The sequence below is a fragment of the Streptomyces sp. NPDC127108 genome, from assembly GCF_042677545.1.
Classification (GTDB): domain Bacteria; phylum Actinomycetota; class Actinomycetes; order Streptomycetales; family Streptomycetaceae; genus Streptomyces.
The window spans coordinates 185492-206473 of sequence record NZ_JBHXTE010000011.1 but is presented as its reverse complement, the minus strand read 5'-3'; the positions used below and the strand labels follow the sequence as shown (position 1 = coordinate 206473).

General features: G+C 72.3%; 16 protein-coding genes. 8 read left to right on the top strand and 8 right to left on the bottom strand.

What is annotated here, in order from left to right:
- Positions 1–36: 36 nt before the first annotated feature.
- Complete coding sequence (gene panB / locus ACFVHO_RS12180; protein WP_385712702.1) at positions 37–918, bottom strand: 3-methyl-2-oxobutanoate hydroxymethyltransferase; 882 nt, start codon at positions 916–918, stop codon at positions 37–39.
- 285 nt (positions 919–1203) lie between these two features.
- Between panB and ACFVHO_RS12175 the strand changes: the two genes are divergently transcribed.
- The 4 genes from ACFVHO_RS12175 (at position 1204) to ACFVHO_RS12160 (ending at position 6274) form a co-directional block, all read left to right on the top strand.
- Entirely contained in the window at positions 1204–2805 is a 1602-nt protein-coding gene (locus ACFVHO_RS12175) for a DHA2 family efflux MFS transporter permease subunit (RefSeq protein ID WP_385712700.1), read from the top strand.
- A 163-nt stretch (positions 2806–2968) separates the two neighbouring features.
- Positions 2969–3601, top strand: a complete 633-nt coding sequence (locus tag ACFVHO_RS12170; protein ID WP_385712698.1) for a TetR/AcrR family transcriptional regulator — start codon at positions 2969–2971, stop codon at positions 3599–3601.
- A 270-nt stretch (positions 3602–3871) separates the two neighbouring features.
- On the top strand, positions 3872–4894 hold the full coding sequence (locus ACFVHO_RS12165) for an endonuclease/exonuclease/phosphatase family protein (RefSeq protein WP_385712697.1): 1023 nt from the start codon (positions 3872–3874) through the stop codon (positions 4892–4894).
- Positions 4895–5050: 156 nt separating this feature from the next.
- A complete protein-coding gene (locus ACFVHO_RS12160) occupies positions 5051–6274 on the top strand; it encodes an MFS transporter (protein ID WP_385712695.1) in 1224 nt (407 codons plus the stop codon).
- Positions 6275–6761: 487 nt separating this feature from the next.
- Here the strand turns inward: ACFVHO_RS12160 and ACFVHO_RS12155 are convergent, their stop codons facing one another.
- The 3 genes from ACFVHO_RS12155 to ACFVHO_RS12145 form a co-directional block, all read right to left on the bottom strand.
- A complete protein-coding gene (locus tag ACFVHO_RS12155; RefSeq protein WP_385712694.1) occupies positions 6762–8513 on the bottom strand; it encodes an NAD+ synthase in 1752 nt (583 codons plus the stop codon).
- 391 nt (positions 8514–8904) lie between these two features.
- On the bottom strand, positions 8905–10584 hold the full coding sequence (locus ACFVHO_RS12150) for a multicopper oxidase family protein (protein WP_385712692.1): 1680 nt from the start codon (positions 10582–10584) through the stop codon (positions 8905–8907).
- 134 nt (positions 10585–10718) lie between these two features.
- Positions 10719–11357 (bottom strand): hypothetical protein, encoded by a 639-nt coding sequence (locus tag ACFVHO_RS12145; RefSeq protein ID WP_385712690.1) that lies wholly within the window; start codon positions 11355–11357, stop codon positions 10719–10721.
- Between the two features lie 70 nt (positions 11358–11427).
- Between ACFVHO_RS12145 and ACFVHO_RS12140 the strand changes: the two genes are divergently transcribed.
- From ACFVHO_RS12140 to ACFVHO_RS12130, 3 genes are read left to right on the top strand one after another with little or no spacing between them, the layout of a single operon-like run.
- On the top strand, positions 11428–12933 hold the full coding sequence (locus tag ACFVHO_RS12140; protein ID WP_385712688.1) for an APC family permease: 1506 nt from the start codon (positions 11428–11430) through the stop codon (positions 12931–12933).
- 13 nt (positions 12934–12946) lie between these two features.
- Complete coding sequence (locus ACFVHO_RS12135; RefSeq protein WP_385712686.1) at positions 12947–13678, top strand: DUF998 domain-containing protein; 732 nt, start codon at positions 12947–12949, stop codon at positions 13676–13678.
- A gap of 35 nt (positions 13679–13713) precedes the next feature.
- On the top strand, positions 13714–14565 hold the full coding sequence (locus tag ACFVHO_RS12130) for an alpha/beta fold hydrolase (protein ID WP_385712726.1): 852 nt from the start codon (positions 13714–13716) through the stop codon (positions 14563–14565).
- 295 nt (positions 14566–14860) lie between these two features.
- Here the strand turns inward: ACFVHO_RS12130 and ACFVHO_RS12125 are convergent, their stop codons facing one another.
- The 4 genes from ACFVHO_RS12125 to ACFVHO_RS12110 all read right to left on the bottom strand — a co-directional run bounded on the left by ACFVHO_RS12125 (position 14861) and on the right by ACFVHO_RS12110 (position 19495).
- Positions 14861–15925, bottom strand: coding sequence for a LacI family DNA-binding transcriptional regulator (locus ACFVHO_RS12125; RefSeq protein WP_385712684.1), 1065 nt, complete (start codon positions 15923–15925; stop codon positions 14861–14863).
- 111 nt (positions 15926–16036) lie between these two features.
- A complete protein-coding gene (locus ACFVHO_RS12120; protein ID WP_385712682.1) occupies positions 16037–17713 on the bottom strand; it encodes an extracellular solute-binding protein in 1677 nt (558 codons plus the stop codon).
- Between the two features lie 34 nt (positions 17714–17747).
- The gene (locus tag ACFVHO_RS12115) at positions 17748–18611 is read right to left on the bottom strand and encodes a carbohydrate ABC transporter permease (protein WP_385712724.1); all 864 of its coding nucleotides are present in this window, start codon (positions 18609–18611) and stop codon (positions 17748–17750) included.
- A 29-nt stretch (positions 18612–18640) separates the two neighbouring features.
- Positions 18641–19495 (bottom strand): sugar ABC transporter permease, encoded by an 855-nt coding sequence (locus ACFVHO_RS12110; RefSeq protein WP_030363255.1) that lies wholly within the window; start codon positions 19493–19495, stop codon positions 18641–18643.
- Between the two features lie 473 nt (positions 19496–19968).
- Here ACFVHO_RS12110 and ACFVHO_RS12105 point away from each other — a divergent pair, with 473 nt between their 5' ends.
- Positions 19969–20940: a hydroxyacid dehydrogenase gene (locus tag ACFVHO_RS12105; protein WP_385712723.1), complete on the top strand. Its 972-nt coding sequence runs from the start codon at positions 19969–19971 to the stop codon at positions 20938–20940.
- The last annotated feature ends 42 nt before the right edge of the window (positions 20941–20982 follow it).

The following is a 20982-nucleotide window of genomic DNA, read 5'->3' as shown; positions in this document are numbered from 1 at the left end:
GGGGCACGACGTGCCCCCCGGGCCGCGACCAGGGCGTCAGTGGACCGCGTGCTCCGCGGCCGGGAACGCGCCGCCCACCACGTCCTCGGCGAACGCCTTCGCGGCGTCGCCCATGACGCCGCGCAGGTTCGCGTACTGCTTCACGAAGCGCGGCATCTTGCCTCCGGTCAGGCCCAGCATGTCGGTCCACACCAGGACCTGGGCGTCGCAGTCGGAGCCCGCGCCGATGCCCACGGTCGGGATGTGCAGCGACCGGGTGACCTCGGCGGCCAGCTCGGCCGGTACGAGTTCGAGCACCACCGCGAAGGCGCCCGCGGCCTCGGCCGACTTAGCGTCGCGCAGCAGTTGCTGGGCCGCCTCCTCGCCGCGGCCCTGGACGCGGTAGCCCATGGTGTTCACGGACTGCGGGGTCAGGCCCAGGTGGGACATGACGGGGATGCCGGAGCTGACGAGCAGCTCGGTCTGGGCCAGCGAGCGCTCACCGCCCTCCAGCTTCACCGCGCCCACACCGGCCTCCTTGACCAGGCGGGTGGCGGACCTGAGTGCCTGGACGGGGCCCTCCTGGTACGAACCGAAGGGCAGGTCGGCGACGATCAGGGCGCGGCTCGTGCCGCGCACGACGGCCGCGGACAGGACGGCCATCTCGTCGAGGGTCACGGGCACGGTCGTCTCGTACCCCAGGTGGCAGTTGCCCGCCGAGTCGCCCACGAGCATGACCGGGATCCCGGCCTCGTCGAAGACGGACGCGGTCATCGCGTCGTACGCGGTGAGCATGGGCCACTTCTCGCCGCGCTCCTTGGCGGCGGTGATGTCGCGGACGGTGATGCGGCGTGTGCCCTTGCCGCCGTACAGCGCCTTGCTGCTGTCGGAGGTCCGCTCCTTGGGGGCGGGGCTCTGGGCAGCCGAAAGCTGCGTCATCGCAACGGCTCCTTCTGTCGTCTCGAGGCGCCCTGACGGCGTCCCCGGATCACGTCCATGGTGGCATCGCGTGCCGCCCGGAGGCTAGGGGGTGTTCTTTCGGCCAATTCCGGCCCGGCTGTGGACGCGGCGGGGCACAGGGGCGCGGAGGCTCTGGTTCCGGGGGGTGGACGGAAAGATTCCACATGATGGACCGGGAAAGAGCGCGTAAAGCCTTCCCCATCCCTTCTCCATCCCTTCCAATACGAGACGGTCTCGTATCGAAATGGGCCTAGGGTGGAGCGCATGACAACACCTGCCGTCCCCGACGCGCCCCGGATACCGGAGGCGGTGCACCGCCGTCGCTGGGCGATCCTCGGCGTCCTCATGCTCAGCCTGCTCATCGTCGTCCTGGACAACTCGATCCTGAACGTCGCCATCAAGACGATCTCGACCCCCGAGCCCACCGGCCTCGGCGCCACCCAGGGCGAGCTCGAGTGGGCCATCAACTCCTACACGCTCGTCTTCGCCGGACTGCTCTTCACCGCGGGCCTGCTCGGCGACCGCCTCGGCCGCAAGAAGGTGCTGCTCGCCGGGCTCGCTGTCTTCGGCATCGGCTCCGCGCTCGCCGCCCAGTCGGGATCGCCCGCCGAACTCATCGGCTTCCGCGGCCTGATGGGGCTCGGCGCCGCCTTCGTGATGCCCGCGACCCTCGCCGTCCTCATGCACGTCTTCGAGCGCGAGGAGCAGCCCAAGGCCATCGGCATCTGGGCCGCGGGCGTCGGCCTCGCCGTCGCGATCGGGCCCATCACCGGCGGGGTCCTTCTCGACCACTTCTGGTGGGGCTCGGTCTTCCTCATCAACGTGCCGATCGTGATCGTCGCCATCGGCCTGATGATCGTGCTCGTCCCCGACTCCAAGGACCCGAAGCCCGGCCGCATCGACCTCGTCGGCGTCGTCCTCTCCGTCATCGGCCTGGTCCTGCTCGTCTACGGCATCATCAAGGGCGGCCAGCTCGCCGACTTCACCGACCCCACGGCCCTCGCCACGATCCTCGCGGGCCTGGCCGTGCTCGTCGGCTTCGTCTGGTACGAGAAGCGCAGCGACCACCCGTCGATCGACATCTCGTACTTCAAGAACCGCGTCTTCTCCGCGGCCATCACCGCCATCGCGCTCGTCTTCTTCGCGCTGATGGGCGTCACGTTCTTCGCCGTCTTCTACACCCAGAGCGTGCGCGGGTACTCGCCGCTCGAGACCGGCCTGCTCATGCTGCCGCTCGCCGTCGCCCAGCTGATCTTCGCGCCGCGCGCCCGGCTCGTCGTCGACCGCTTCGGGGTGCGGGCCGTCTGCGCCGGCGGCCTCACGGTGATCACCCTCACCCTGGTCGCCTTCACCCTCCTCGACGCCGACACGCCCATCTGGGTCCTGGAGGTCATCTTCTTCTTCATGGGCGCGGGCATGGCGCACATCATGACGCCCACCAGCGTGGTCATCATGCAGGCCCTGCCCCGCGAGAAGGCGGGCTCCGCGTCCGCCCTCAGCAACACCTTCCGGCAGGTCGGCGGGGCGCTCGGCATCGCCGTGCTCGGGTCCGTCCTCTCCGCGGCCTACCGCGGGGGCGTCGAGGACGAGCTCAAGGTGCTGCCGCCCGGGGCGCGGCACACCGCGGGGGAGTCCATCGAGGCGACGCTCGGGGTGGCCGGGCGGCTCGGCGGGCGGGGGGAGGCGCTGGTCTCCGCGGCCAACGACTCGTTCCTGCACGCCATGCACATCACCGCGCTGTGCGGCGCGGGGGTCGCCCTGGTGGGCGTGCTCGTCGTGTCCCTGTACTTGCCGGGCAAGCCGCCCAAGGAGCCGGTGACCTCTGCGGACGCTCCGGCCCCTGACCGGGTGGGCGCCGACCACTGAGGGGCTCCATCGCCGGTACCACTGTGGGCAGCTGGGCCGCCCAGAGGGCGGAACGGGTGGGCACAGCCCAGGCCGACGGTGCCGCTACGGCGGTGGTGCCCCTGGCCCCGCGGCGGGGACCAGGGAGAATGCGGGGACGCAGACCGCAGAGGAGTCGAACATCGTGGAGCAGGGCCACACCGGCAAGGGGGACGGCGTCGCCGTCAAGGGCGCGGGTGTCAGGGGCCGTCCCCGGAGCGAGGCGGTGGAGCGCGCGATCATCGAGGGCGTCATCAAGCTCATCGAGGACGGCGTACCCCTCGCGGAACTGTCCATCGAGCGCGTCGCCCGCACCGCGGGGGTGGGCAAGGCCACCATCTACCGCCGCTGGAGCGGCAAGGAGGCCCTGTTCGTCGACGTCCTGCGCACCCTGGAGGAACCCCCCGCCGAACTCCCCGGCACCTCCATGCGCGACGACCTCGTCGTCCTCGTCGAACACATCCGCCGCCGCGGCCTCAACATGCGCTCGTCCGCGATCCTGCACAACGTCTTCGCGCAGATGAAGAGCCTCCCGAAGCTGTGGGAGGCCTACCACAAGATGGTCATCGACCCGCAGCGCCGCATCTCCTACGAGGTGCTGCGCCGCGGCGTGGAGACCGGCGAACTCCGCGCCGACGTCGACATCGTGCTCGCCAACGAGCTGTTCGTCGGCCCCATGCTGGTACGCAGCGTGCTGCGCCCCGACGACCCGCTGGACGAGGACCTGCCGGAGCGCATCGTCGACCTGGTCCTCGAAGGGCTGCGGCCCGCGGAGTGAACCCCCGGCCGCGCGCGTGGCGTTCGCCACCCTCGCCGCGGCCGTACGCCTCTTGCCCCCCACCGGCCGCGTACGCAACGCCCCATGGACGATGTGCGCGTTTCGTCACAGAGGCCGTGCCTCGCGCACACATCCGGAACCTCGCGAGCCCGCCCGGTCGTCCTCGTGCCCGTACGGCCGTCACCGGACGGCGGAGCAGACACGCGATCATCGCCTAGGGTGCAGGGGCGGGGAGACGGTGTGCACGGCAGTCAGTGAGGCGACGAGAGTATGGCGCAGGCGTACAAGGCGGAGACGGACAGCGGCGGCTCGGAGCCCGAGCGCCAGGGTTCGCGACTGCGACGCCTGGTCGACGGATGGCGGGGCGACCCCGGCATCTGGCGACGCGGGCTGATCACGGCGGGGATCGCGGTCCTCATCGGTCTCGTGATGCTGCTGCACGCCCAGATCCCCAACGGCGTCGGCAACCTCGGCAGCCTCACCGAGACCTTCCTGCCCTGGCTCGGCGTGTTCGTACCGGTCCTGCTCGTCATCGCCGTCGTCCGCAAGTCCGCGACGGCCCTGATCGCGCTCGTGCTGCCGGTCGCCGTCTGGTTCAGCGCCTTCGGCGGCCTCATCACCGACAAGTCCGGCAGCGGCGGCGACCTGACCGTCGCCACCCACAACGTGAACGCCGACAACCCCGACCCGTCCGGCACCGCCCGCGACGTCGCCGCGTCCGGCGCGGACGTCGTCGCCCTGGAGGAACTCACCGCCTCCGCCGTGCCCACGTACGAGAAGGCGCTCGCCGGCACGTACAAGTACCACTCGGTGCAGGGCACCGTCGGCGTCTGGAGCAAGTACCCGCTGACCGGCACCAAGCCCGTCGACATCAAGCTCGGCTGGACGCGCGCGATGCGCACCACCGTCGACACACCCAAGGGACAGGTCGCCGTGTACGTGGCGCACCTGCCGTCGGTGCGGGTCAAGCTCGACGCAGGCTTCACGGCCGGGCAGCGCGACGACAGCGCCGACGCGCTCGGCGAGGCCATCGGCGACGAGCGGCTCGACAAGGTCGTGCTGCTCGGCGACCTGAACGGCACGATGAACGACCGCGCGCTGAACGCCGTCACCTCCCAGCTGCGCTCCACGCAGGGCGCCGCGGGCGACGGGTTCGGCTTCAGCTGGCCCGCCTCGTTCCCGATGGCCCGCATCGACCAGATCCTGGTCAAGGGTGTCGAGCCGGTGTCCTCCTGGACCCTGCCGGAAACGGGCAGCGACCACCTGCCGGTGGCCGCGAGCGTCGACCTCTGACGGTCACCCGTCCTTAACCTCGCGGAATACTCGGGCCGGGAGCCTTTGTTTCGACGGTAAACTTATGGGTTCGGCTTCGTACCGAGTGACTGTACGGAGCCGAATCCCATGCGTCCGCCGTCTCGCGCCCCCGTCCCCCTGGAAGGTACGTCCCTCATGCCCCTGGCCCTGCTCGCCCTCGCCGTGGGCGCCTTCGGCATCGGCACCACCGAGTTCGTGATGATGGGGCTGCTCCCCAACGTCGCGGACGACCTGCACATATCCATCCCCACCGCCGGGCACCTCGTCTCCGCGTACGCCCTCGGCGTCGTCATCGGCGCCCCGCTGCTCGCCGCCGTCACCGCGAAGCTGCCCCGGCGCCGCGTCCTCATCGGCCTGATGGCCCTCTTCGTCGTCGGCAACGCGGTGTCCGCCGCCGCGCCCGACTACCACTGGCTGATGGCCGCCCGCTTCCTGAGCGGCCTTCCGCACGGCGCGTTCTTCGGCGTCGGCGCGGTCGTCGCCACCGGGCTCGTCGGGCCCGAGCGCAAGGCGCGGTCCGTGTCCCTGATGTTCCTCGGCCTCACCGTCGCCAACGTCGTCGGCGTGCCCGTCGCCACCCTCATGGGCCAGCAGCTCGGATGGCGCGCCACCTTCCTCGCCGTCAGCGCCATCGGGCTCGCCGCCATCGCCGCGCTCGCGCTCCTCGTGCCCGCCGACCACGGCCACGGCGAGAACGCCGGGCTCCGCGGGGAGCTGCGCGCCCTCGGCTCGCTGCCCGTCTGGCTCGCCCTCGGTACGACCGTCGCGGGCTTCGGCGCCCTCTTCGCCGCCTACAGCTACGTCACCCCCATGCTCACCGACTCCGCCGGGTTCGCCGAGGCCAGCGTCACGCTGCTGCTCGCCCTCTTCGGCGTCGGCGCGACCGCGGGGAACCTGCTCGGCGGGCGGCTCGCCGACCACTCCCTGCGCGGCACCCTCTTCGGCGGCCTCGGTGCGCTCGTCCTCGTCCTGCTCCTCTTCCCCGTCCTCATGCGGGCCGAGTGGAGTGCGGCCGTCGGGGTGACGCTGCTCGGGATGGCCGCGTTCACGACGGGGTCGCCCCTGCAGTTGATGGTCATGGAGAAGGCCGCCGCCGCGCCCTCCCTCGCCTCCTCCGCCAACCAGGCCGCCTTCAACCTCGCCAACGCCGGTGGCGCCTGGATCGGTGGGCTCGCCCTCGCCGCGGGCTTCGGTGTCACGTCCCCCGCCGTGGCCGGGGCCGCGCTTGCCGTCTTCGGTATCGGGGTGGCTGCGGTGGCCTACGGCGTGGACCGTGGTCGTGGGTACGGGGCGGAGGCCTCGGGCCGCCTGGTCGCCGAACACGTCCCCTCGACGCCGGCCGACGCCCCCCACCCCTGACCGGCCCCGGGGTCACCCCCGAATCGGCGCTCCGCGCCTGGTCCTCAAACGCCGGACGGGCTCTTCCCCACCCGCCCGCCCGAACTTGCACCGGCGTGGCCGACAGCCCGGCACCCTCAGCCCCGACCGGATCACCCCCGGATCGCGCTCCGCGCTCGTCCTCAATCGCCGGACGGGCTTTCTCCCACCCGCCCGCCCGAACTTGCACCAGCAGCCCAACAGCGCGGCACCTTCAGCCCCGAAACACCTCACCCCACAGCACCCACTCCGACTCACCCCGCAGCGCCACTCCGCCCCGCGCCGCAGTGCCCTTCGGCCCGCCTCGGTGAAGTAGTTTTCAGCCCGTCCGGCGTTTGAGGACGAGGCGCGGAGCGCCGATTCGGGGGTGCCCCCGGCCCAGGGCAACGGGACACCCACCCCCGGGGTCCAGGGGCGGAGCCCCGGGATCGGGAAGGGGTGGGGTTGGGGAGCCCCCGGCAGGGGTCGGTCAGCCCGTTTCGCGCCAGCGGTTCGTGATCGGGAGGCGGCGGTCCTTGCCGAAGCCCTTGGCGGAGGTCTTGGTGCCGGGCGGGTACTGCCGGCGCTTGTATTCGGCGGTGTCCACCATGCGGAGCGTCTTCGTGACGAGCTCCGCGTCGAACCCGGCGGCGACGATCTCGTCGGCCCCCTGATCCCGGTCGACGTACAGCTCGAGGATCCCGTCGAGCACGGGATAGTCGGGCAGCGAGTCGGTGTCGACCTGATCGGGCCGCAGCTCCGCGCTGGGCGGCTTGCTGATGGAGTTCTCGGGGATCGGCGGGGTCTCGCCGCGCGCGAGGGCGGCCTCGTTGCGCCACCGGGCGAGCCGGAAGACGGCGGTCTTGTAGACGTCCTTGATGGGCCCGTACGCCCCGACGGAGTCGCCGTAGAGCGTCGAATACCCCACGGCCAGCTCGGACTTGTTGCCGGGCGCGAGCACGATGTGCCCCTCCTGGTTGGAGAGCGCCATGAGCATGGTCCCGCGCAGCCGCGACTGCAGGTTCTCCTCGGCGAGCCCGGTGAGGCCGAGCGACTCCATGTAGGCGTCGAACATCGGCACGATGGGGACGGTGCGCAGATCGAGACCCGTGCGCCGCGCCAACTCCTCCGCGTCACCGACGGAGTGCTCGGACGAGTACCGCGACGGCATCGCGACCCCGTACACGTGCTGCGCCCCCAGCGCGTCGCACGCGATCGCCGCCGTCAGCGCGGAGTCGATGCCTCCGGAGAGCCCGATGAGGACGGAGGAGAAGCCGTTCTTGGTGACGTACGCCCGCAGGCCCACGACGAGTGCCGAGTACATCTCCTCGTCGTCGTCGAGCCGGTCCGCGTACCCGCCGTGGAACTCCGCCTCGTACGCGGGCAGCGGTTCCTCGGACAGCGTGACGTGCTCGATGCGAAGCCCGTCGTCGACGACGCCCTCCGGTACGGGCCCCGCGGCGGGCAGCTCCAGGTCGAGGACCACGCACCCCTGCGCGAACTGCGGCGCCCGCGCGACGACTTCGCCGTCCTTGTCCACGACGATGGAGTCCCCGTCGAAGACCAGCTCGTCCTGGCCGCCCATCATCGCGAGGTACGCGGTGGTGCAGCCCGCCTCCTGCGCGCGCTTGCGCACCAGCTCCAGGCGCTGGTCGTCCTTGTTCTGCTCGTACGGCGACGCGTTGATCGAAAGCAGCAGCCCCGCCCCCGCCGTCCGCGTCGCCGGGACGCGGCCGCCGTCCTGCCAGAGGTCCTCGCAGATCGCGAGCGCCACGTCGACGCCGTGCACACGGACGACCGGCAGCGTCTCGCCCGGCACGAAGTACCGGAACTCGTCGAAGACGCCGTAGTTGGGGAGGTGGTGCTTGGAGAAGGTCAGCGCCACCTCGCCGCGGTGCAGCACCGCGCCCGCGTTGCGGGGGGCTCCGGCGGGCTGGCCGTAGCGCGGCTTGGCCTCCTCGGTGCGGTCCAGATAGCCGACCACCACGGGGAGTTCGCCGAGGCCCTCGTCGTCGAGGCGGGCCGCGAGGGCGCGCAGCTCCCGGCGGGAGGCGTCGACGAAGGACGCGCGCAGGGCGAGGTCCTCCACGGGGTAGCCGGTCAGCGCCATCTCGGGGAACGCGACCAGGTGCGCTCCCTGCTCGGCGGAGTGCCGGGTCCAGTGGACGATCGCCTCGGCGTTCTGGGAGAGATCGCCGACGGTCGAGTCGATCTGATTCAGGGCGAGGCGTAGTTGAGGCACGCCGCCCAGTCTAATCGTCAAAGCGACGCGATGCCCCCTCGGACGGGTGTGGGGCGGCCCACGCGGGGCGTGGGAGGAGGCAGCCGGATGCGCCCCGGCGCCGGGTGAGCGCGGGGGCGCACCCAGGCGGTTGCCGGGGGCGTGCCCGGGGTGCGGGGGAGGGCGGGACCCGCACCCCGGGCCGGTCGGGGCCGGGGTGCGAGCGCCGTCAGGGCCGGTTGGCGGACCTGGTCGGGGCCGGTGGTCGAGTGCCGTCAGGGCCCGTTGCCGGACCCGGTCGGGACCGGTGCCCGAGCGCCGCCAGGCCGGTGGCCGGACCCGGTCAGGCCCGGTGCCCGAGCGCCCGTCAGGTCGGTCGCCGGGCCCGGCCGGAGGCGCGGCCCCAGCGCCCTCAGGAGCGGTAGCCGAGCACCGTCATCATCCCCGCCTCCGCGTGGTAGACGTTGTGGCAGTGGATCATCCACAGGCCGGGGTTGTCCGCGTCGAAGTCCACCGTCAGCGTGCCGTTGGGCAGCACGACCGCCGTGTCCTTGCGGGGGCGCCCCGGGGTGCCCGCCAGGGCGAACGTGTGGCCGTGCAGGTGGAGCGGGTGCCACATCGTGGTGGCGTTGGTGAAGGCGATCCGGACGCGCTCCCCGGCGCGGACCGGGAGGCGCCTGCCGGGGGAGTAGGGCTTGCCGTCGAACGCCCAGTCGTACTTCGCCATGCCGCCGGTCAGCCGGATCCTGATCGTGCGGTCCGGCTCGCTGTCCTTGAGGGCCACGGAGTCGTCGGCCGTGAGCCGGTCGGACAGGAGCACGCGGCCCGTCAGCTCCTTGGGGCGCGCCGACGCGGGCGGCGGCGCGCCCCCGCCCGTGCGGAGCAACGCCCGGGCCGCCGCCTTCTTGCCCTCGGCCACCGCCGTCAGCGGGAACACGCCGTCCTTGACGGTGACCAGGACGTCGTACCGCTCGCCCATGCCGATGAGCAGCGCGTCGGCCTTCTTGTGCCGCACCGGGAAGCCGTCCGTGTGCGTCACCGTCAGTTCGTGGTCCCCGAGGGCCACCCGGAAGGCCGTGTCGCCGCCCGCGTTGATCAGACGGATGCGGACGCGGTCGCCGGGGCGGGCGCGGAAGGTCGTGGGGGACTTGGGGGTACGGCCGTTGAGCACGTAGTGGGGGTAGGCCACGTCGCCCGCGTCAGGACCGAGGATGTCGCTCTTGGCGCCCATCATCATCCGGGAGGGTCCCGTCGGGCCGGTCGGCTCGGGGGTCTCCTCGGACCGCGACTGCGACCGCGAACGCGACATCGACATGTGGGACATGTCGTGCCCGCCCCCACTGTCCCCGCCGTCGCTCCCGCCGTGGTCCATCCCGGCCCGCAACTCCTTCAGGACGGCGTCCGGGGTGGAGCCGTCCACCCCGTCGACCCAGTCGTCCAGGACGACGACCCACTCCTTGTCGTACTCCAGGGGCTCCTTGGGGTCGTCGACGATCAGGGGTGCGTAGAGACCCCGGTCCTGCTGGGTGCCCGCGTGGGGGTGGAACCAGTACGTCCCCGGGTGCGGGACCTTGAAGCGGTACGTGAAGTCGGCGCCGGGGCGGATCTCGCGCTGGGTGAGGGCGGGGACGCCGTCCATGTCGTTGCGCAGGGCGAGGCCGTGCCAGTGCAGGGTGGTGGCCTCGGGTAGGTGGTTGGCGAGGGTGAGGGCGAGGGTGTCGCCCGCGGTGACGCGGACCTCCTTGCCGGGCAGGTCCTCGCCGTACGCCCAGGTGCGCACCGTGGGGCCGCCCAGGTCGAGCGTGGTCGGCGCGGCCGTGAGCCGCACCTTCCGGACCCGGCCGCCGCCGGGGCGCCTGCGCTCCGCGGCGGCGACCTCCCTGCCGGTGGGCGTCACATAGCCCTTCGGGGGCGCGGAAGGACCGCCCTGGCCGCCGCCCGTGTGCCCGGAGTGGGAGCCGTCGCCGGAACAGGCCGTCACAAGTCCCGTGCCGACGGCGGCGATCGCGCCGCCGAGCAGCGTCCGGCGCGATGTGTCGGGGATCCGTGGAGTACGCGAGGACTGCGGGGTGCGCGAGATGGGTGTGCGCATGGTTGATGAACACCTCGTCTGTGTGGTGCGTGCAGAAGGGCGCGTCTGCTGCTTCTGGTACACCGCTCACCGCCCGGAGGTTCCCATTCCGTCTCCGGGGCGTGCGGGCAGCGCGAAACAGCCGGTGCGGCGGCCTATACGCGCAGCACGGAGAGGCGGGTGAGGAGGGCGCGGGGCGGTGGAGGGTTCGGCCGCAGGGCGTCTAGGAGGCGGGCCGGGCCGGGTGCGTGGCCGTGGGCGCCCCACGGCCGGTGGCGTACCGCCGCGTGCAGCAGGGCGAGGCTGAGGGCGGCGCCGAGGACGACCAGGCAGACGGAGAGGGGGTCCATGCCGGAGTCGTGATGGTTGGCCGGGTCGCCCGCAGTCGGGCCGGTGGCGGCCGGGCCCGTGTCCGCCGGACTCATGACCTCCGAGTTCATGACCTCCGAGTTCATGACCTCCGGGTTCACGACCATCGGGCTCACGTCTGCCGGGCTCTTGGCCATCGCCCCGCCCGCGTGCCCGCCACCGCTCTCCACGCGCGCGTGCGCAACGCCGCTCTCCACGCCCGTGTGCCCGCCAGCACTCTCCACGCCCCCGTGGACAACGCCGCTCTCCACGCGCGCGTGCCCACCACCCGCAGCCACCCCCGCGACCCCACCCGCAGTAGCCCGTTCGGCGCTCCCCCCGTGCTCCCGGGGATGACCCAGCGAATGCATCGCCACGATGCCGAACAGGAGCGCGACGAGCAGCGCGAGCTGGCTCGCGCGCGTCGTCGGGCTCTTCGGGGTCACGGCCCGGAGCCTACCCCTCCTGGGTATGGGGTGACATGCGGGCCCGGCACCCTCCGACGATCATGAGCCCATGACGACCACGGACGAACCCGGCCGGAAGGGGACGACGCCCGGGGCCGCGGCGGCGGAGGACGTGGCCGAACTCGCCTCGGACCCGGCCGCCGACACCGGGACCAAGCGGCAGTTCATCTCCTGGCTGACCCTCGCCCTCATGACCACCGCGTCGGTGGCCAGCCTGCGCCCCTCCCCGTCGATGGCCCTGTACGGCCTCGCCGCGGTCTTCCTCTATCTGCTGCCCGCCCTGGTCTTCCTGCTGCCCACCGCCCTCGTCGGCGCCGAACTGGCCTCCGGCTGGACCGGCGGCATCTACCGCTGGGTCAGCGAGGCCCTGGGCAAGCCGCTCGGGTTCGTCGCGGTGTGGTGCCAGTTCGCGATGACCATCGCGTACTACCCGAGCCTGCTCGCGTACGTCGCCTCGACGTTCGCGTACGTCGTGCACCCGAGCCTCGCCGAGGACGGCCTCTATGTGGCGATCGTCATCGTCGTCATCTACTGGACCGGGGTGTGGGTGACCTCGCGCGGCACGAAGACCGTCGCGGGCCTCTCCTCGCTCGGCCTGGTGATCGGCACGCTGGTGCCGGGTGTCGTCCTCGTCGCGCTCGGCGTCGTCTTCCTGGGGCAGGGCAACGCCTCCGAGGCGCCGATGAGCCCCGACCACTGGCTGCCCCCGTGGACGGGCCTGGCCAGCCTCGTCCTCATCGTCAACAACTTCCTGTCGTACGCGGGCATGGAGATGAACGGCGTGCACGTCTCCTCGCTGCGGCACCCGCGCGCCGAGTACCCGCGCTCGGTCTTCCTGGCCACCGGGCTCGTCCTGCTGATCTTCATCCTTCCGGCCCTGGCCATCAGCTGGGTCATGCCGGCCTCCGAGCTCAGCCTCACGGCCGGTCTGATGCAGGCCTTCCAGGCGTTCTTCGACCACTTCCACGTCGGCTGGATGACCAAGGTCGTCGGCGTCATGCTGGTGCTCGCGGCGCTCGGCGGGATGCTGACGTGGCTGGCCGGACCCGCCAAGGGGCTGGTGACGCTGGCCCGGCAGGAGGGGTATCTGCCGCCGTTCCTGCAGAAGTTCAACCGGCACGGCGTCCCGCTCAACATCATGGTCGCGCAAGGCGTCGTGACCACCCTCATCGGCGTCCTCTACGCGTTCAGCGACGACGTGTCCAGCGCGTACTGGATGTTCTCCGTCATCACCGTGCAGATCTACCTCATCGCCTACCTGCTGATGTTCGTGGCCGTGGTCCGGCTGCGCGCCACCCAGCCGCACGTGCGGCGCGGCTTCGTCGTGCCCGCCGTGACGGTGGTCGCCGGGGTCGGCTTCGTCGCCTCGGCCTGCGCGCTCGGCATCGGCTTCGTACCGCCCGACCAGTTCGGGAACGCGCCGCTGTGGCGCTATCTGCTCATCGTCGGCGGCGGGCTCCTCGCGCTCGGCGTCGTCGCGCCCGTCGCCTTCCTCAAATTCCGCAGACCGGAGTGGATTCACCCTGACCACCAGCGCGCGAACACCACGGACTAGCCTTTGTCCCCCTATGTCACCCGAGCCCCTCGCCACCGGAGCCCGCAGCGCCGCCCGCACGGCCGTCGCGGTCCTCCTCGCGCTCGGCGCCCTCGCCTACACCACCTGGGCCCTCGAGGCGTTCCTGCCGACCGGGCTCTCGCCGCTGCGGACGTACGTCAGTGAACTCGCCGCCGAGGACCAGCCGTACGGAACGTTCTTCCGCTCCCTGGACTTCGGGGCGGGCGTACTCGTGTGCGCCGGGGCGGTCCTCGCGCTGCTGCGGCGCACCCGGCCCGCCGGGCTCTCGCGCGGCCTCGCCCTCCTGAGCACCCTCGGGTGGGCCGGCGTCGCCGTCTTCGGCGCGGCCACCGCGGCCGACTCGCGGCTCCCGCTGAGCTGCGCGCCCACCGCGGACGCGGCCTGCGCGGCCCGGGAGCGGGCCGGGCTCGTGCCCGCCGCGCACTCCGCGCACGCCGTCAGCAGCAGTGTCGCGGTGGCGGGTGCGCTGGTGGGGATGGTGCTGCTCACGGTGGTGGTACGCAGGGCCGGGGCGCGCGGCGGAGGTCCCGCGGGCGGCCTCCTCACCGTCCTCCTCGGCGTCGAACTGGCCGCCACCGTGTGGACGCTCGCGGCAGTCGCCGCGTTCGACGCCGGTCGGGGAAACTGGGGGCTCGGGGTCGCGCAGCGGCTCCAGTTGCTCACGATCGCGGTGTGGCTGGTGGTGGTGGCGTGGCTGGTACGGCGATCCGGGCCACGGGGGTGAGGGCGGCGACGCCGTCCAGGGGGTCCTTCGTACGGATCGGCGGGGTGCCGCATCACGTGGACGTGACCGGGGACGGGCCCGTGTGCGTCCTCAGCGCGGGGCTCGGCCTCGCCTGGCGGGAGTGGGACCCCGTGGTGGCGCTCCTCGCCCCGTCCCGCACCGTCGTCCGCTTCGACCGGCCCGGGCTCGGGCTCAGCGGGCCCGCGCCGGGTGCGCCCACGCTGCTGGGGGAGGCCGAGCGGATCGGGCTCGTGCTTGCCGCGGTGGGGCTCGGCGGGGCGGCGGTGACCGTCGTCGGGCACTCGCTCGCCGGGTTCCACGCGGAGGCGTTCGCCCGGCTCCGTCCCCGGCGGACGGCCGGGGTGGTCCTTGTCGACTCCAGCGTGGTCGGCTCCAGGGAGGCGGAGTCGGCGCGGGCCGTTCCCGCACGGGCCGCGCGGGTGGCTGCCGCACGGATCGGCGGGGCGGTGCTCGGGGTGGCCGGGGTGCCCCTCGCGGTGGGGCCCTCGGCGCGGTGGCTGGCGGGGCGCCCGGCGCCGCGGGGGCTGCGCTCGCTCTACGGTGCGAGTCGGGTGTGGCGGGCGGGGCTCATGGAGTACGCGACGTACGCCGACGTGGCGCACGAACTCGCGGTGCTGCGGCGCGAGACGCGGATGCCCGCCGGGGTTCCGGTGTCGGTCCTCGCGGCGTCCACCTCCCGCACCCCTGCGTCCGACCCTTGGCTGACCCACCAACGCGCCTTGGCCACGACACTGGGGGCGACCTACCGCGCCCTGACCCCGGCGGGCCACCTCTTGATGCGGGACCGCCCGGAGGAGGTGGCGGAGGCGATCCTCGGGGCCAGCTGGGCCAATCCATCACCGCACCCCGGGAAACCGCTGCCGTGACGGCACCGTCGGCGTGGGCTGTGCCCACCCTCCCCCAAGCTCTCGGCTTCGCTCGAGCAGGGGGACCCCCATCGCCCCTGGCGGCCCAGCTGCCCACAGGGAGTGGCGGCGCTCTCCCCCTGCCCCAGCGACGCCACTCCACCGTCGCCGCACCGGCACCCCGGTCGGCGGTTTGGTGAGGTCGGCGGGGGTGGGCCCGGTTCCAGAAGCCCGCTGTGAGGGGTGAACGGGTGGGCGGGTGGGGGATGGCCGCCGCGGAGCGGCGGGACTGAGACGGCGCCGGTGAGGCGGAGCCTCAGGCGCCCCCCTGAGACACGGCAAGACGCCGCACGCTCGCGCGGACCACGATGTGCGTGCCCAGGACGTGCCGCTCCGGCCCGGACCGGGGCGGCGCCCCCGCGAGGGCGAGGCGGACGGCGGTGCGCCCCATCTCCTCGGCGGGGATGTGGACGGTGGTGAGCCCGGGCGTGACGTCGGCGGCGACGGGATCGTCGTTGTAGCCGACGACGGAGACGTCCTCGGGAACGGAGAGCCCGTACTCCCGCAGCGCGACCACCGTGGCCGCGGCCACCCGGTCGTCCCCGGCGAACACGGCGGTGAACTCCGGCTTCCCGCCGGCGGCCCGCAGCAGGTCCCGGATCGCCTCGTACCCGTGGTGCGGCCCGAACCCCACCCCGTGCACGATCGCGTCGGACCGCGGCACCCCGTGGTCGTCGAGGGCCCGCAGATACCCGTGCACCCGGTCCTCCCCGGTGGTGTTGCCGGGCTGGTAGCCGATGAGGGCGATGCGCCGGTGCCCGGCCCCCAGCAGATGGCTGGTCACGGCGTAGGCGCCCGCCTCGTTGTCGTACTCGACGACGAGGGCGGGCACATCGGGCGCGGGCGCGGGCCGCCCGCACAGCACCAGGCGGGAGCCCGCGGCGGCGAGGGCCTGGGCGTACCGGGCCATCCGCTCCCGGTACTCGTCGTCCTCGATGACCCCGCCGACGAGGACGACCGCCTCGGCGGCCTGCTCCCGCATCATCTGCACCAGCGCGAGCTCCCGCGCCGGATCGCTGCCGGTGGAGGCGACGAGCGTGAGCCGTCCGTGCCGGGCGGCCTCCATCTCGACGCCCTGCGCGACGTGCGCGTAGAACGGGCTCAGCACGTCGTAGGTGAGCACGGCGATGGTCTTGCGCCCGGCGCCCGCCAACGCGCGCGCGTGCGCGTTGACGACGTAGTCCAGCTCCTTCACGGCCCGCTGCACCTTCGCCCGCGAGGTCGCGGACGTCGGATAGTTGCCCGCGAGGACCCGCGAGACGGTCGCCACGGAGACCCCCGCGCGTGCGGCGACTTCGCGGATGGTGACCCGTTCCCCCACTGTTGCCTCTCCTCGACTCGCCCGGTCCCGGCCGCCCTTGGACGGCGGACGAACGCGCGCACGACGTACGGGCGGCGCGCCCGGGACCATCATCGCGCCCCCGCCACCACCTCAGTGCGCCGCCTCGTACTCCTCCCCGAATTCCTCGGCGCACTTGTCGCCGCCCTGCGACCGCCACTTGCGGTAGACGTCGTCCCAGGAGGACAGGCTCTTGCGGCCGGAGACGACGGCCGTCACGCCGTCCTCGACGATCTGCTGGAGGGACGCGCCGACCCGGTTGAAGGTCGCCGACTGCAGCCCCCAGCGGTCGTTGGGAACGAGCAGCGGCACGACCTTCTTCTCCCAGGCGTGCAGCCGCTTCGTGAGGCCGGCCTGCCCGGGGAAGTACAGCGGCTGCGGCGCGTCCATCAGATACGGGAACGGCAGGTTCGTGCGGGACTCGACGAGGCCGCGCTCCGTGGGGATCGGGTCGCCCGCCTTGTCGAAGCGGAAGTGGGTGCCCTCCACTCCGTAGTGCGACAGCTGGTACTCCTTGGAGCCGAACGGCGAGGCCAGCCAGTCGAGGACGCGCAGCATGAGCCGGATGCGCTCCTTGGACGCCTTCTTGACGACGGTGTAGCCGAAGCAGCCGCGGTTCTGCTGGTAGACGGGCGTCGCGCCGGGCACTTCGTAGGGCACCGCGGCGTCCAGGGTGTACGCGTCCTTGATGCCCTGCGCGTTGGAGAGCACCGCGCCCCAGCCGTCCGTCATGGAGCGCACGGTGCCGTTGTAGAACTGCGTCTTGAGGTCGACCTGGGAGATCGAGGTGGCGTCGGAGTTGTAGGCGCCGTCGGCCCGCAGCCGCGCCATGAACTCCAGGGCGGCCTTGAACTCCTCGGTGCCGTACATGGGCGTGATCCTGCCGTCCTTGATCCGCCACTCGTTGGGCGCCCCGTGCCACATGGAGTGGTACAGGTAGCTGTAGTAGCTGACGGTCGAGGTGCCGAGGACGTGCTTGCCGCCGCCGGAGCCCTCCTTGGCCATCGCGCGGAAGGCCTCCGCCGACATGCCCGGCCGGTAGCCCGCCTTGTCGAAGGCCTCACGGTTGATGAACATCGCGCCCTGCACCTTGGCCCGCTCGACCGGAAGGCCGTAGAGCCGCCCCCCGATCCGGCCCATGCCCTCCCAGGCGTACGTGGGGATGCCCGCGAGGTTCGGGTAGTCCTTGATCGCGTCGCCCGACAGGTACTCCGACAGGTCGGCGCAGCGTGCCTTCACGAACTGCGCCTCGCGCGGCAGGACGTACCCGCCGCCGATGTTGATGAGGTCCGGCAGGTCCCCGCTGTCGCCCGCCATGAGCGTCGCCATCTTCGAGCGGAAGTCCGCGTCCGGCACGACCGTGAACTCGACCTCGACGCCGAGGGCCTCGTTCATCGCCTGCCAGTACTTGTTGGACCCCGCGGGCTTCGGCGGCGTGCCGTAGGTGATGGACAGGACGCGGATCTTCTCCTTGCCGGTGCCGGGCCTGCCGTCCGTCGCCGTCACCAGGCGCTGCGGATACGACGTGAAGCCGGCCTGCACGCCCGCGGTGCTGGGCGCGAGATCGGGCGCCGGGCCCCGGGTCGGGGTGTAGGTGGGCCAAGGGGCCATCTTCTTCCCGGCGTTGGACACGTCACCGCCGCCGCCCGAGCCGGTGGCGCAGCCGGTGAGGACGGCCGGGGCGGCGAGGGCGGCGCCGCCGACGGCGATCGAGCGCAGCAGCGTACGGCGCCCCATGGGGCGGCGCGCGGAACCCTGGGAACCTGACATGGGGTCGGCCTTTCGGTGGGTGAGGGGAGTCGGCTCAGCTCTTGATGGCGCCGGTGAGCACGCCCTTGGTGAAGTACTTCTGCAGGAAGGGGTAGACGAGCAGGATCGGCACGGTCGCGATCACGAGGACGGCCATCTGGGTCGTCTGCGGCGCGGAGACCTGGCCCGCCTCGCTCAGGCCGGTGTCGGCGATCTGGGAGCCGCCGATGACGTACGTACGGAGGACCTGGGACAGCGGCCAGTGGCCCGACTCCATGTAGATCGAGGCATGGAACCAGGCGTTCCAGTAGCTCACCGCGTAGAACAGCGAGACCACCGCGAGCGCCGCCTTCGACAGCGGGAGCACGACCCGCCACAGGATCTGCCAGTCGTTCGCGCCGTCCAGGCGCGCCGCCTCGTACAGCTCCTCGGGGATGCCCTGGAAGAAGCCGCGCAGGACGATCAGGTTGAAGACGTTGATGAGCACGGGCGCGATCAGAGCCGCGTACGTATCCATCATTCCCATGCCCTTGACCAGCAGGAACGCCGGGATCATGCCGGGCGGGAAGAGGAAGGTGAACAGGATCAGGAGCAGCACCGGCTTGCCGCCGAAGACGCCGGGGCGGGCGAGGGCATAGGCGAGGAAGGTGGTGCAGGCGAGCGAGAAGAGGGTGCCCGCGGCCGTCAGGGCGACGCTCACGCCGAGCGCCTTGGTGACGATGCCGCCGCTGAGGACGGTGCGGTAGGCGCGCAGGGTCGGCTCGCTCGGCCAGAGGACCCAGCCGCCGTTGGCGACGACCTCCCGGTTGGACGCGAGCGACGTCGAGACGATCACCAGGAAGGGGATCAGGACGAGTGCGAGGACGACGGTGATCGCCACGCCCTTGGCGGCCTTGGTGAGGGGCCGGGGCCGCTCCATCCAGGCGGGGCGGACGGCGCTGTGGCTGCTCACTTGTAGACCCCCTGCTCGCCGAGCCGGTGTGCGATCCGGTTGGCCGTGAAGACGAGCGCCGCGCCGACGACGCCCTTGAAGAGTCCGGCGGCGGCCGCGTAGCCGGTGTCGCCGCCGACGATGCCCTGCCAGAAGACGAAGGTGTCCAGGACCTCACCGGCCTCCGGGCCCACCGACTGCCGTTGCAGCAGCATCTGTTCGAAGCCGACGGACAGGATGTCGCCGAGCCGCATGATCAGCAGCAGGATCACGATGGGCCGGATGCTGGGCAGCGTGACGTGCCAGAAGCGCCGCCAGGGCCCTGCCCCGTCGATCGCAGCGGCCTCGTAGAGCTGCTCGTTCACCTGCATCAGCGCGGCGAGGAAGATGATCGTGCCCCAGCCCGCGTCCTTCCAGATCACTTCGAGGACGACGAGCGGCTTGTACGCGTCCGGGTTGCCGATGATGTCGACGGTGTGCAGCCCCGCGTCGCTCAGCGTCGCGTTCAACAGGCCGGTGTCGCCGAGCACTTGCTGGAACAGCGCGACGACCACGACCCACGACAGGAAGTGCGGCAGATAGATCACGGACTGCGTGAAGCGGCGCAGCAGGTCCGAGGTCAGGCTGTGCAGCAGGAGCGCGAGGGCGAGCGGCGCGGGGAAGAAGAAGACGAGCTGGAGCACCGCGATGAACAGCGTGTTCCAGGTCGCGTGCCAGAAGTCCGGGTCGCCGAACATCCGGCTGAAGTTCTCGGTGCCGACCCAGGGACTCGCCCACAGGCCGTCGAAGGGGACGTACTCCTTGAACGCCACGGCGTTCGCGATGAACGCGCCGTAGTGGAAGACCAGGAAGTACGCGAGGCCCGGCACCATGAGCAGCACCAGGAGCCGAGTGCGCTGAAACCGTTTCCACTTCTCACCGCGCCCGCTTTTGCGAGCAATTGCCCCCTTGGTGGGCTCCGTCGGCGGTGTCACCGCCTCGATTTCGGCCCGGTCCTTCGTCACCGCTGACACGGAACCCCCAGTCTTGAACACAGCTGTCGGGACAAGGTGCCGGGAATCTAAAGCGGTTACTGTCCCCGGTCAACCCCCTTCGCAGAGCACTTCCTTGATGCTGCCTGCCCACTCTTGACCGTTGTCGTGACAGAGGCCTAGCCTCCTGACCTCTGCCAGTAACCGTTTTCTACGAGAGGTGGCGACGCGTGCCCGATCAGCTGGAGCAGCCGCGGGAAGCCGCGGAGCCGGGCGAGACCGCCGAGTCTGCGGGGGCCGCGGGGTCGGCGGGGTCGGCGGGGGCAGCGGGGGCAGCGGGGCCGGAGCGGCGCAGGCCGGTGGCCGCCCTCGCCATGGGCGCCGACGTCGTGGACCGCGTCCTCGCCCCCGGCCTGCGCCAACGCCTCGCCCGCAGCGTCGAGTTGCCGCCCGACCCGCTCACCGGCGGGCTCACCGGCGCCGACGCCCGCGCGGCCCTCTCCCGGGCCGAGGTCCTCGTCACCGGCTGGGACTGCCCCCGCCTCACCGCCGAGGTGCTCGCCCACGCACCCCGCCTCCGCGCCGTCGTGCACGCCGCGGGATCCGTCAAACCCGTGGTCACCAACGCCCTGTGGGACCGAGGCATCCTCGTCTCCTCCGCCGCCGACGCCAACGCGGGCCCCGTCGTCGCCTACACCCTCGCCGCGATCACCTTCGCCACGAAGGGCGCGCTGCCCGCCGCCGCCCGCTACGCCGAGCGCTGGCCGCCGTTCACCGAACGCACCGGCGCCGACGCCCGCACCATCGGCGTCGTCGGCGCCTCCCGCATCGGCCGCCGCGTCATCGCCGCCCTCAACGCCTCCGACGCCGGACACCGCGTCCTGCTCACCGACCCCTACGTCACCCCCGCCGAGGCCGCCGCCCTCGGCGTCGACCTCGTCGACCTGCCCGAGCTCTGCCGGGCCAGCAGCGTCGTCACCCTGCACGCACCCCAACTCCCCGAGACCCGGGGCCTGCTGAGCGAGCAGATGCTCGCCCTCATCCCCGACGGCGGCGTCGTCGTCAACACCGCGCGCGGCTCCCTCGTCGACACCGACGCCCTGACCCGCGCCTGCGCCGCCGGCCGCCTCGACGCCTTCCTCGACGTCACGGACCCCGAACCCCTGCCGCCCGGGCACCCCCTCCTCGCTCTCCCGAACGTCCTGGTCACCCCGCACATCGCGGGCGCACAGGGCAGTGAGGTGCGGCGGCTCGGGGAGTACGCGGTGGCGGAGGTGGAGCGGTACGTGCGGGGGGAGGCCTTGCTCGGGCGGCTGCGGCGGGAGGAACTGGGGCGACTCGCGTGACTCCCCCCCCGCCCGCGCGAGCGGGCGGCTGTCAGACCCTCG

What these genes read in the sequence shown, in the direction of transcription:
- ACFVHO_RS12150 (WP_385712692.1), bottom strand. Translation starts at nt 10,584, where the DNA reads ATGCGCACACCCATCTCGCGCACCCCGCAGTCCTCGCGTACTCCACGG.
- ACFVHO_RS12140 (WP_385712688.1), top strand. Translation starts at nt 11,428, where the DNA reads ATGACGACCACGGACGAACCCGGCCGGAAGGGGACGACGCCCGGGGCC.
- ACFVHO_RS12135 (WP_385712686.1), top strand. Translation starts at nt 12,947, where the DNA reads ATGTCACCCGAGCCCCTCGCCACCGGAGCCCGCAGCGCCGCCCGCACG.
- panB (WP_385712702.1), bottom strand. Translation starts at nt 918, where the DNA reads ATGACGCAGCTTTCGGCTGCCCAGAGCCCCGCCCCCAAGGAGCGGACC.
- ACFVHO_RS12165 (WP_385712697.1), top strand. Translation starts at nt 3,872, where the DNA reads ATGGCGCAGGCGTACAAGGCGGAGACGGACAGCGGCGGCTCGGAGCCC.
- ACFVHO_RS12110 (WP_030363255.1), bottom strand. Translation starts at nt 19,495, where the DNA reads ATGGTGCCGGGCCTCGCGTACTTCCTGGTCTTCCACTACGGCGCGTTC.
- ACFVHO_RS12105 (WP_385712723.1), top strand. Translation starts at nt 19,969, where the DNA reads ATGGGCGCCGACGTCGTGGACCGCGTCCTCGCCCCCGGCCTGCGCCAA.
- ACFVHO_RS12175 (WP_385712700.1), top strand. Translation starts at nt 1,204, where the DNA reads ATGACAACACCTGCCGTCCCCGACGCGCCCCGGATACCGGAGGCGGTG.
- ACFVHO_RS12160 (WP_385712695.1), top strand. Translation starts at nt 5,051, where the DNA reads ATGCCCCTGGCCCTGCTCGCCCTCGCCGTGGGCGCCTTCGGCATCGGC.
- ACFVHO_RS12115 (WP_385712724.1), bottom strand. Translation starts at nt 18,611, where the DNA reads ATGGAGCGGCCCCGGCCCCTCACCAAGGCCGCCAAGGGCGTGGCGATC.
- ACFVHO_RS12120 (WP_385712682.1), bottom strand. Translation starts at nt 17,713, where the DNA reads ATGTCAGGTTCCCAGGGTTCCGCGCGCCGCCCCATGGGGCGCCGTACG.